This is a genomic window from Halalkalibaculum sp. DA3122, from assembly GCF_043951865.1.
Classification (GTDB): Bacteria; Bacteroidota; Rhodothermia; order Balneolales; family Balneolaceae; genus JAMQKA01.
Window position 1 is genome coordinate 90,546 of record NZ_JBINJF010000004.1, and the last position, 12,527, is coordinate 103,072.

8 protein-coding genes are annotated in these 12,527 nt (G+C 49.9%); all 8 read right to left on the bottom strand.

Translation table 11 applies throughout. The annotated features are described in order from the left end of the window. Window positions 1-156: 156 nt before the first annotated feature. A complete protein-coding gene (locus tag ACG2F4_RS04090) occupies window positions 157-1,380 on the bottom strand; it encodes a Gfo/Idh/MocA family protein (RefSeq protein WP_395258751.1) in 1,224 nt (407 codons plus the stop codon). Between the two features lie 414 nt (window positions 1,381-1,794). Next, a complete protein-coding gene (locus tag ACG2F4_RS04095; RefSeq protein WP_395258753.1) occupies window positions 1,795-3,048 on the bottom strand; it encodes a tagaturonate epimerase family protein in 1,254 nt (417 codons plus the stop codon). Window positions 3,049-3,531: 483 nt separating this feature from the next. Next, window positions 3,532-4,857, bottom strand: coding sequence for a Gfo/Idh/MocA family protein (locus ACG2F4_RS04100; RefSeq protein WP_395258755.1), 1,326 nt, complete (start codon window positions 4,855-4,857; stop codon window positions 3,532-3,534). Between the two features lie 32 nt (window positions 4,858-4,889). Further along, entirely contained in the window at window positions 4,890-6,275 is a 1,386-nt protein-coding gene (locus ACG2F4_RS04105) for a DUF1080 domain-containing protein (protein ID WP_395258757.1), read from the bottom strand. A gap of 288 nt (window positions 6,276-6,563) precedes the next feature. Beyond that, entirely contained in the window at window positions 6,564-7,586 is a 1,023-nt protein-coding gene (locus ACG2F4_RS04110; RefSeq protein WP_395258760.1) for a Gfo/Idh/MocA family protein, read from the bottom strand. A gap of 224 nt (window positions 7,587-7,810) precedes the next feature. Beyond that, window positions 7,811-9,163 carry a Gfo/Idh/MocA family protein gene (locus tag ACG2F4_RS04115; RefSeq protein WP_395258762.1) on the bottom strand — a complete coding sequence of 451 codons (1,353 nt, stop codon included), beginning with the start codon at window positions 9,161-9,163 and terminating at the stop codon, window positions 7,811-7,813. Window positions 9,164-9,235: 72 nt separating this feature from the next. Then, on the bottom strand, window positions 9,236-10,021 hold the full coding sequence (locus ACG2F4_RS04120) for a glucosamine-6-phosphate deaminase (protein ID WP_395258765.1): 786 nt from the start codon (window positions 10,019-10,021) through the stop codon (window positions 9,236-9,238). A 767-nt stretch (window positions 10,022-10,788) separates the two neighbouring features. Beyond that, window positions 10,789-12,351, bottom strand: a complete 1,563-nt coding sequence (locus ACG2F4_RS04125; protein ID WP_395258767.1) for an FG-GAP repeat domain-containing protein — start codon at window positions 12,349-12,351, stop codon at window positions 10,789-10,791. Between the last annotated feature and the right edge of the window lie 176 nt (window positions 12,352-12,527).

Consider the following 12,527-nt stretch of genomic DNA (forward strand, 5'->3'; position numbering starts at 1 on the left):
GCCAGTACTTATTTTCTTAATTTTCTAAAAAAGAAGGCGCCACAGCCGTCGGCTGCAGCGCCTTAATTGTTTAATCGCGTTATCACCTACAACAACCCCACACCTGGCTGCATTTTTCACCAAGAAATCTAACATGATTCTCGTGGAAAATGCAGGCTAAATCGCGTACTCTTCCTTCCACGGTTCGATGGTGCCATTACGCATGGCATTGTTGGCCATTATTACGCATATCGCGGAATCATGTCCATTAATTACATTTGAAAGCGGTTGTTTGTTATCAATAATACATTTCACAAAGTGGGTAAGCGCCATTTGTGTGGTTCCTGCCTCTTGGTTGGCCTGTCCTTCAACCTTCAGGGGGATCGGCTCGCCCTGCTCCCAGGCTTTGTTTGTGGGTTCCGTTATGGCATCAGCCTGGTTATCGTCTGCACGGACTTGCCGGGCCTGCTGTTCGGCGTAGATGCTGGCCTGGTGCCCCGAAACATCCCTGACTTCAATCATCGCCTTTTTACCGTAAAACCGGATGGAATAGCCTTCGTGTGCATTGGTGGTAATGGCGGTGTACTTTCCTTTGACGCCGGAAGGATAATCAAAAATGGTGTGCACATTGTCATAGGTTTCCCGCCCGTCTTTCCAGTAATCGATGCCTCCAAAGCCCGACACCCTGCCTGGAACCTCTCCAAGCACCCAGTTGACGATGTCGATTTGATGAGAACAGAGCTCCGCCATAAGACCCTGAGAGTACTCGCGATACATCCGCCAGTTGATCAGTCGCTCCAGCGAGGGATTCGGCACCGGCCGCCGCCAGTCGCCATTCCGGTTCCATGTACATTTGACGTACGAGATCGGTCCTATCGAACCATCATTGACAAGCTCATATATTCGTTGATACAAGGGGTTATGACGGTGCTGGTACCCAACCTGGAATATTGATGATGAATCCTGAACCTGGGCGGCCAGCTTCTGGGCCTCTTCAATGGCGTAGGTCATAGTCTTTTCACAATACACATGCTTGCCGGCATTTACCGCATCCCGGGCCATTTCATAATGCAAAGAAAGCGGCGTTGCAATGATCACGGCATCCAGTTCCGGGTGTTCAAGCATCTTGCGGTAGTCAGTGTACCCCTTTGCGTTGTTGACAGCATAACTCAGGCCGCGCTCCAGATTTTCCTGGCGGACATCGCAGCAGGCAACCAATCGGACATTAGAAGTTTGTGCGATTTCCTGGGCCAGGTAGGTACCACGGCTCCCGGTTCCGATGACACCAACATTTATCGTGTCATTTGCTCCAAGTATAGAGGAATAACCCAGAGCACTTATCCCGGTAAATGCAGCTCCTGTTCTAAGAATAAAGTCTTTTCGAGTAATTTTATCGGACATACCGATACCTTTTTACTGTTGGATATCACTTTTGGTTAGAACTTCAACTACCAGTAGTTAACTACTTGTTTATAAAGAGAGTATAAATTTTCACAAGTTTATTCCTTTTACCGAAATCAAAAAATAACGCGGGTAGCTATTCCGCGCTACCATATTTGAAGCGGTCAGGGGATCCGCCTTCGTTAACCCGGATTATTCACGAAGTAGAACAAATTACGGCTTAAGCCAATGATATTATTATATCCAGCGGAAGCACCCGGTAGCTCAAATTTTGGTATCCTCACAAATAGCTGCGAAATTGGGCCGTGCACTTCGTTGAAGGAAAAATAACCTGCTCACTGTACATCTGTAATACTCCGCGGTCATGTTTCCTTCGCCTCGTGCACAATCAAATTTCTTGGTGAATAATCCGGGTTAATATTGCTCGCCCAGAAACAAGGGAGCAATGTGCCGGTTAAAGAGGTTATACGTCACATTTTCACCAATGATTTCTTCATGAGCTTCCAGGGCATCAGTAAAGTCTGATCCCATTTCACCCGCAATCTTGTAGGCGCAGTGGAGCAGCTGACGGAAGCTGGAGTTAAAATCCGGGTGTGAGGGGTCGTGGCGCAGTGCATTTGCCAAATGATTGCCGTTCCAGCTGCTTACCTCCTCGGCGGTGGGGAGTTCGGACCGTGAGATGTCGATCACCGTTTCGTAGGGAGCGGTCAGCTCCTCGAATCGATCCAGCGCCCGGCGATAGATCTGCTTTACGATATCGGCCGCCTCATTCCCGGCCAGCGCAAGCCCGATCAGCTCCTCCAGCCAGGTTGTACCGGCCGTTTTCAGGTGAAGTCCCTTTTCATGTTTCATGATAAGATCGTGCATAGGCTTGTAGAGTGAAAACTTGTCGCTGCCGGAATGCACGCTCAGCTTGAGCTGCTCAGGCAGGCCAAACTCCCGGACCGCATGATCAATCACCAGAAGATCCTGCTCAAATTCACGGGCGAACTGATCCACATTGCCCACGTAGTCCACCCCTTTGTTAAATCGTCCGGAGAACTTCAGGGCGATGGTATCCAGCTTAATATTGCGATCTGCCAGCATTCGGAGAATCAGAAGCAGCTCCACCGGCGTCTGGGGTGTTTCCACTTCATCCATGGAGACCTCGATAACAGGTTTTTGATCCTTGTTTTCAAGGATGTAGAGATACACTTTCTCCACCTCGGCAATCGCCTCCCAAAAATCGGAGACTACCTGGCGCATTTTTGCTTCTGTAATGGTAAACGGCTCCCCAATGCCGCGGATTTTAACTGTACCGATCAGATCCTGGTGGAGCTCCAGAAAAGAATCCACCGCTTCAACTTCAGTCCCCTTGCCGATATAGTCAGCCACGTCAATTGTAAAAAAATCGGAATATTCCAGAAAATAGTCGACATTGTCCATGCCGATATGGTCGGCATCCACAAAATATGGCTCCTCCCACCCCGCTTTTTCCACCGCCTGGTCTGCCTCCTCCCGCACCTCCCGGGGCGACGTACCGATAATTTGATGCTCGCGGTACGACTTGTTCCAAACGGGGGAAATATGAACGCCCTGCTCCCTGGCTTTGATGACGGAATTCAACTGTGCAGTGCCCTGACGCGCAAATCGATCTCCTGTTCCGAATGAGTATGTTGTAAGTTGCATAAGACAATCAACATTTTTTAGAATTTGAGTAATACTTCGTACTGTCCTTCCGCACACAAAATAAAGGCGGTTTTCAAGGGAATTTCCACTCTTTTATAACATTCCTGGTCTTGAAATTGACGTAATTCATGTACATCAGGACATTAGGAGTAGCCAAACAAATTCTTGTTAGAAATACAGGTTATCCTCTATAAAAGGAAACCCTGCCAGTGTTATTACCATTACATTCAGGAATACGATACGCGGTAAATTTTTCAGGTAATACGCCTGGATTATCCGGTTATAAGGCAGAAAATAACTTGTGACCCTCCCCAAGTGACTAACACACGAATCAACCGATAACTACACTGGCCCCGCATATTTTAAATACGTCATACAGCGATCAGTTGACAAGATTGTGATCAGGGAAAATATCTATAATATCAAAAATGGCCATTGCCCCTGTTAAAAGACAATGACCATTCCGATAACGAAGGTTCCGGTTTAGAGTTTTGGTTCCCATCCGGGTTCATATTCACGGCTCCAGAGTTCCATCGCGTCCCGGTCGTAAATACGGCCCGTGGAGGTATCGGTCTCAAACGACTTGTTTACTCGATAGGCTATATTGGCCAGGTGGCACAAGTGGACGCTCTTTGCTCCCTCATCAATCGGGGAGTTCTGTTCGGAGGCCGTTCCCCGGATCGTATCCAGGAAGTTAACAATATGCTTGGTCGACATGCTTCCGCCGCCGCCCAGGGCTGTTCCCTGCTCATTTCCGTCGGATGTGCGCTCTCTGACCAACTCGCCCCCGCGGTCATAGAGCCGGTAACCGGAACGGTTAACAAATACCGATCCCTCGGTTCCGTAGATAATGGTTCCCCGTCCGGAGCCGTAGGTATTCAATCCATTGCGGCTTTTGCCATCCCAGTTGATGACCTTCTCATCCGGAAATTCAAACGTGGCGTACATGGTATCGTACATGGTCCACCCGTCGTCCTGGTAGTGCTGCTTGGCGGCATCCACGTAGACATATTCAGGATAGTCTACCTGGAGTGCCCAGCGGGCGACATCCACCTCGTGCGTGGCGTTGTTTCCGGTTTCGGCCGTTCCCCACTTCCAGCCGTACCAGTGCCAGTTATAGTCCCAGGTATTGTGGTGATATTCCTCGCGCGGGGCCGGCCCCTGGAAAAGCTCCCAGTTCAGGTCGGATGGGGGATCCTGCGGCACGCGGTTGGTCACTCTGCCGCGCTGGTTGCTGTAAAAGGCCACCGCTTTGTAGGCTCGGCCAATGGCACCATTGTGAATATCATTGATAATTTCGATCGTAAGATCGGCCGAGCGCTGTTGATTCCCCATCTGCACAACTTTGTCAAATTTTTGCTGGGCAGCCACCAACAGCTCGCTCTCGGCGGGATTGTGGCTGCAGGGTTTTTCCACATACACATGCTTGCCCGCCTTCATTGCCATTACGGCCCCGGGTGCGTGCCAGTGGTCGGGAGTGGCGTTGAAGATGGCATCCACATTGGGATCTTCATGTACTTCGCGGATGTCGTCGGTCAGTTTGGGAGTATATGAGAGTTCTCCCTCCAGGTCTTTTGCCACCCGGTCTCGCTGGCTTTTTTTAACATCGCAGATGTAGGCCAGTTCGGTGTTATAGGGCTCGGACAAACTCTCGTAGTAGGCTCCCACCCTGCGGCCACATCCCATAAAGGCCACCCGTATCCGATCATTGGCCCCAATAACTCTGCCATAGCTTTTAGCTGACATGCCGAGAGCCAATCCCCCGGCTCCAAAAGTCGCTTTTTTGATAAAATCTTTTCTAGATCCCATAATCAGTATGTTTTGTGTTAACGTATTGTGGTTTACAGTTCTCGAACTTTGATGCTTCGAAAGCTCACTTCATTTCCGTGATCCTGCAGCAGCAGATGTCCCTGCGGCCAGCGACCGAATCCTTCCCATTTCTCATATTTGCTGTAGGCCACCAGTGCAGCAAACATCTGGGAAAACCGGTCATATTCGACCACTTTTTGATTGTTCAACCAGTGTTCCACATGACCGTCTTTGGAAACAATTCGGGCTTTGTTCCAGCGCCCCACCCCATTAAACGGCTTGCTTCTGCTGGGAGCGGACAAGTTCTCCGCGGCAATCAGGTCGTACAGGGAACCCACCTGTCGATTCCCGGCGACGCCCTGGTTAGCATCCGGGTGGTTCTCATCATCGAGAATTTGAAATTCTGTTCCAATAGCTGATCCGGGTCCCTGGTTCAGCCCCGGATCGACAAAATATTTGATGCCGCTGTTGGCGCCCTCGGTAATCTTGAACTCGAGCTCCAGCTCAAAATCGCTGAACTGGTTGCGGGTAATGATATCGCCGGGGCCCGTGGCTTCGCCGCCGTCGGTCTCCTGTACCGTGAGTACTCCATCCTCAATCTCCCAGCCGCTTTCCGGGAAATGATCGAGTTTGGCTCCACGCCAGCCGTCACTTGTTTTTCCGTCCCACAGCAGGCGCCATCCGCGGCGTTTCTCCAACTCGGTTAATTCATTTTTCAGGTAACTGATCTCCGGAACCTGCGGATCCGGGGTCGTACTGTGTGCTTCAAGATTTTCCGTAAGGATCCTGATATCACGCCATTTTACCTTACCGCCAACCATTTGGTCCTGCCAGGGAAAATGAACCTGCAGTGCGATAAAACCCTCGGCGGTCATATCATCCACCAGGCGGGCACACTGCACGCCGTTCACCCAGGTATTAATGGTTGAACCGATCGCTTCAATCCTGACTTTATTCCACTGCCCGTTGCGGAATGCACTTTGCGATTTCTCACTCTGTGTTATCGGATACAGCCATCCACGCCGCGCTTCATCGTAAATTCCGCCGGTCCAGGCGCGATCCGAAGGATCCAGCTCCACCTGGTACCCGTGCACCCGGCCATCTCTGTACGATTCTTTGCTCAGGCTCCGGATTTGAACTCCGCTGTTAATATGGGGATTCACCCATACCTCAAACTCCAGAATAAAGTCTCCATACGTTTTGTCGGTGGTCAAAAAGGAATTATCGTTGTTCGGAATTGTTTCTCCCACTATCGCACCATCTTCCACGGTGTAGGGTGCATCACCACCCTTCTGCGTCCACCCATTCAGCGTTTCCCCATCAAAAAGAGGAGTCCACTCCTCCTGGGCCAACAGGGTTTGTGGAAATACCAGAAAGACTACTATAAGAAAAGAAAGCATTATTTTTAAGATACGCATACCGATATATTAGTTTCGACTACTATTTTGATGTTTTCAGATCCATTTGGATGGCAAGGTGTATCCCGTAAACCCGTTTTACATCCGTTGCCCACAAGCAATAAATGCAATCGATTGCACATTTTCAAAAAAATTTTCCCGGCAACCCCTGCCGTTCGAGGCAGATACCGAGATTATTAGTGTAATCTTTGCAGAGATGGTGCGGCCTTCGCTGGATGATCGGGCAGACCAGTACAGTTCCGTGAGAACAATAGAGGTCGTTCGCCACCACATGCAACTTCAGCCCTGTCAGCCGCCGGCATTCCGGAACACTTCATCCAGCCTCACCTCTTCCCCACCGCGGCGCTTGCTCTCATCGGCCGCCTCCATAAAAGTATAAATTTCCAGGATCTCCTCTTTGCCGACCGGGGGAACGCCCGTGCGAAAGAACTCCACGATTTTGACCAGGAGTGGCCGGTATCCCCTGTAGGGACCCACCTGGGCTTCTCCCTCCTCGCCAAACGCCGTTCCTCCATAGCTGTGCTGTCCCGACCTGCGTCCACGGAATGTACCGATGCGACCGTCTTCCCAGGTTCCGACCACCACATCGGTGTCAGCGGTGTGCTTGCGGACTACGCTCTCGCATCCTGTCCCCATAACGGTAAAAAGTGTTTCCACCCCGTGAATGCCGTACCAAAAAAGATCAGGATGCGTCTTTTCCAGGAGAGCGGGACTGTAGGTATCCGCACCGGTAACCTTGCCTATCAGCTCCCCGTTTCTTATCCCCTGGGCGTTTTCCATATATCGGAGGGAAGAGGAACAGAAGGTGGGAACATTATATCGCTCGGAAGCTTCAAAAATAGCTATGGCGTCAGACAGTGACCCCGCTATCGGCTTGTCAATAAAAACCGGCTTGCCCGACATAAAAACGGGAATCGCCTGTTCCAGGTGGCGGTTCCCGTCATTGGTCTCCAGCAAGACGGCATCGACCTTGTCGAGGAGCTCATCAATCGAATCGACAATTTCAACTCCCATCTCTTTTACCTGTTCGGTATACTTCGGAATTCTGCTGTAGCTCGATTCAATTCGCAAACTCCCTTTCGGGTAGGCGGCCACAACGGGAAACCCAGCCAGGTCGGGAGCTACATTCGGGTCGTTCAGGGCTTTGGTGAAAGCAATGCTGTGAGAAGTATCAAGGCCAATAATTCCGACTTTCATCTCTGCCCGGGACGATCGATCCCGCCACAGGGAAGCCGGTCCCTGCAAACTTAGCCCGAGTCCCGCTGAAGCGGCCATCTTAATAAAATCCCGGCGATCTACTGAACTATCCATATGCTCTTTTTTTTGATATTTTCCTATTTACGTTTTGATAGTGTTACAAAAGGGTCCCGCTTAACCCGAATTATTCACAATCATATTAAAAATATATGCATAAGCCATTGATATTGTTTGATATATCGAAAATCATCTATAGCTTAAATTTCTTGGTGAATAATCCGGGTTAAACGATGTGAAAACATTCGATAAAAACCTGCGGGAGAAGAATTCTTTCCCGTTTACACGGTTGGCTCCCATCCCGGTTCATACTCCCGGCCCCAGAGCTTCATCGCTTCCTTGTCGCCCAGAATTCTGCCCGTCTCCACATCACAATTGAGAACGCGACCGGTCCGGTGTGCAATATTTCCGAGTTGACACAGCACGACACTTATATTGCCATCTTCGATCGGGGAATTCAGGGTTGTTCCTTTCCGGATGGCATCCCTAAAATTCGCGAGGTGGTCGGCATCAAGATCGAAACCGGGTCCCGAGGTATCCAGGGCGTCCTCGCTGTCAAGCGTGACTTTTTCCAGTTCATTGCCGTTCTTGTCAAACCTGGAGTACCCGTTGCCGTGAATCACCAAACTGCCCTCGGTACCGTGGAAGGAGGCCCCCACCGAATGTCCTTCGATCGGTTGACCATTACAGCTCCTTCCCTCCCATGAGATCGTTTTGCCCTCCCTGAAATCGTACGAGGTGATCTGGGTATCAGGGGTTTCCCAGTCATCCTGGTAGGCGTACCGCCCCCCGTTTGAACTGACCTGTTCCGGGTAGTCGACCTCCAGTCCCCACCGGCACAGGTCGATAAAGTGGGTCCCGTTATTCAATATTTCGCCGGTTCCCCAGTGCCAGAACCAGTGCCAGTTGTAGTGGATCAGGTTGTCTTTGTACTCCCTGCGGGGCGCGGGTCCCTGCCAAAGCTCATAATCGAGTCCCGATGGCACCGGAGCCTTTTTGCCGTGGCCGATTGATCCCCGGGTATTGGCATACCAGGCGCGCGCGAAATATGCCTCTCCGATGGCCCCCTCCTTTACTTCCCGGATTCCCCGGACCACGTTCGACCACGAGCGCCGCTGATTCCCCATCTGTACTACTTTTCCATATTTTTGTGTTGCCTCCACCAGCAGTTCCCCTTCTCGGGGATTGTGGCTGCAGGGCTTTTCGACGTACACATGTTTGCCCGCTTTCAGCGCCAGGATGGCGGCAGGAGCGTGCCAGTGGTCAGGGGCGGCAATGACCAGCGCATCCAGGTTCTTGTCATCCAGGATGCGCCGAAAATCTTTGACGCCCCGGGGTTCCCTTTTTTGTCCCCCTTCCCTAACAGCTTCCATTCCCTTTTTAATAGCCTGATCATCCACATCGCAAATATAGGCGACCTCGGCCTCCGGCAGCTGTGCAAATCCCCGGGCCAGGGCTGCGCCCCGGCTGTTCGTGCCCATAACTCCTACAACAATAGTTTCATTGGGAGAGCCCCCGGCAAAAACTCCGGGTGCATTGGCCCCGACCAGTCCCACACCTACACCGATTGTTGAAATTTTCTTAAGGAATTCTCTTCGTTCTATTTTGTTGTCCATGTCGTTATTATCCATCATTTGATTTATCTATTTTATTCTTTTCCAAACCGTGGTTTTCCCACCCTGTTGTTTGCTATTCGCTGGTCACCATCATTTATTTTTCAATCCCGCTGCTGAGTTCTTATCCAAGAAGAGAACGGCGGTTTCGTGTGTTCTCAGGATGGAGGCCGGGCAATCTGTAGTTACCGGGCCGTAGAGGGTATCGTGGACTGCTTGTGCCTTTCTGCTGTCGGGGACCACGCAACTGATGACATCGCTTGCCATAATGGCCGGTACAGTCAGGGAAAGGGCCTCTTTCGGGACATCCTCGATGGTATCGAACCAGCCCTCGCCAACCTGCTGGCGGCGTGATTTGTTGTCCAGTTCCACGATCTTAACCAGCTGGGGATCATCAAAATCGGCTATCGGCGGATCGTTAAATGCGATATGCCCATTCTCCCCGATCCCGATGCAAGCTATATCAGTCGGGTATTTTTTCAGCAGGTTTTCGTACCGTTCGATCTCCTTGTCGATATCATCCGCATCCCCCTCCAGGAAATATGCCTCTTTGGGCTGCACGTCATCAATAATACGATCATGCAGATATTTGCGAAAACTGGCCTTGTGATCCGGGTTTAGCCCGATATATTCGTCCAGGTGAAATGTTCTGATTTTCAACCAGTCGATGGTATCGATATTTTTAAACGCATCTAAAAATGCAAACTGGGAGGCACCCGTCGCCAGCATCAGATTGACATGATCCTTTTTGCCAAGCACCTTTTGGATGTTATCAGCTACAAATCGTGCGGCAGCCTGACCCATGGATTGCTTAGAATCATAGGCCTCTACGGATAATGAATCAATTTTTGTCGTTCGAACAGGATTTATTGTAGTCATAAAGTAAATACAGTTTGAATGAAAGTCGTTTAAGGAGACGTTGGAAAACCCATCCCTTGTTAGCAGTAAAATGGATTTAAGGAGTCTCAAGTGCTCAATCGGAGGCAAAACGGTCAACCGATGAGAAATTACAAGGACTGCTTTAAATTTACAGCCACGCCTTTCCCGTTATTCCATACTTGGCAGTAAAAAAGCTATTCCCTGTGGGCGGGATATCGTTCCTGTATGGGGTAAAACCCAACACCGTAAAATCCCTGTCAATATTCTTCCAGATCCCCTGTTTGGTTTAAAAAATAAATTTAATTCATGGAAGGTTTTGCAAAATTGTTCATTTTCAAAGCCCCCCATGCAAAACGGGGATAAGAAAGCACCGATTTTATATCCCAAAAAACATATGAAGGTGAATACGAAGAATACTGAAGAAATTCAACTTTCACTGCCTTTTGCTTCAGGATGTAGTTGGGACAAAAACAGCTGTTTAATTGCAACGGTTGTCTTGTTTTTTTGTACCAACTCTGCGATTTGGGTAGCCGGGAACACATATAGCCCTAAGGTCCCACGCCGGGCGCAAATGCCCCGTATGTGCTGTTCCTGTTCCCCTAAACTTGTGCCAAATTAGGATTCCGGCCAAGCCTTTTCCAGGCTTTGAGCCCAGAAGAGCTGGTTTAGCAGCGTTAGCGAGAAAAGCCCGCTTGTCGGAGCACACGGGTCCGGCCTGCTCGGCATTTCCACTTACTGATTCGAAATTCATTATTCTTTCCCCCTGTTCATCTGCGGTGCTGTAACCCGCGGTTATTTTGCAGCAGCAGAAAGGGGAGATGACCGCCGTTCTTTTCCGGATTCTCACTCCAGGTACTAAACAGATCTTTAAAAAAGTTGCCCAGCAGAATATCGGCATACCCGTCACTGTTCCAATCCGCAATATCCAATGAAATCCACCGTCCATCCGAGGCTGCCGGGTGGTGAATCGGGGTGAAGGAAAGGAGCCCGTCATTTTTGAAAATCACAAATCCCTCTTCCGGCCGATTCTCGAAATCGGCATAAAAGGAGATGGCGGCAATATCCAATTTCCCGTCATGGTTGAAATCTGATGTCTTGGCATCATAGGCCCCGTGCAACGGGTAAAACCACTCCCGGCTGAACCCATTGTGGCCATCATTAATATAGATATACACCCCGTGATAGGGCTTCAAAACAGGCGAATAGTCTGCATTATCCCCGCTGGTATATAAAATATCCAGATTCCCGTCGTCGTTAAAATCCACCATTTGAAACGAACTCGATCCATAGGTAATCGGAAACTGGAGCAGCTTCTTTTTTCGGAATTTACCGTGATCGCGGTTCATAAAAAGGTAGATGGCCTGGTCTGCCTGCGTGCAGAGCGCGGCTATATCTGTTAATCCATCACGGTTGTAATCGACAAGCTGCGTTTCGATGCAACCGGGTGTCTCAATCAGCATGTTTTTTGCGCCGGAATACCGCCCGTTTCCCCTCTTTTTCAACCAGAAAAGGGCCCCTGTTCGATGGCCGAATTCGCTTATCAACAGATCCCTCTTCCCGTCTTGGTTCAGGTCGGCAAGCCTGCTCTCCACCGGCCGAACCAGGCTGTCGGCGATGGTTGAAGATGACTGGTATTCGCCATTTTCACGATCAAACCGGAGGTCCTTCACTGAACCCGCGGGCGCATTCGAAGGCAACAGATGTCCCATATAGGTTACAAACAAATGTTCCGATCCATGCCCACTCGTTTTTTCCGCAGACCGGATGTCCGCAATGGGACTGGCTGCATTTAGCTCTTCAATAAGTGTCAGATCTCGGTCAAAAACAAGCAGCTTCTTCATGTTGGCGTCCGCCGCGTACAGCCGCTGATTGAGCGTATCGAACCGGGCCGCTGTTACCAGGGGCAATTCGGCACTGACGGGACCGGGCGAAAGGGCTGTAAATGAGAAGGAATCGGTGACTATCTTGTTTTCCCGGTGGGGGCGTTGTAATGTTTCGGGAGCTGCCTCCTCGTAATAATTCAAAACCTTCTGCCATTCACTCGTGGTCAGCCGGGGCGTTTCCGGGTAATAATCTGCGGGAAGATAAGGGTCATTTTCTGTGGGATAGGTTGTGAATTTATGCCTGAATATCCCGAGATGCGGCGCCATGGCCGGCAATACCGATTCGCTCCACAGTTTTTTGGGTAGCAAGGTAGGTTCGGGAAAAGTATGGCAGCTCGAACAATGGGTAACAGCCAGTTGTCCGCCTTCCGAAACTTCGGGATTGGCTGCGGATTGTTGGACCTCAGAAAAGGATCTGCCAAACAGGTAGAGAGACAGTACAATCATCACAAATGCCAGTAATATTAAAGATAAGGTCCTGATTCCGCTGGTTAATCTCATTTTTGTTTCGGCCCGGCTTGTGCTGATAATATCATGACTGGCAGTATAAATAATTTTTATCTAAAAGATATTTTAGTTAATTAAAGGCGATAAAAATTTGTTAATATGTATAACAAGGAGAT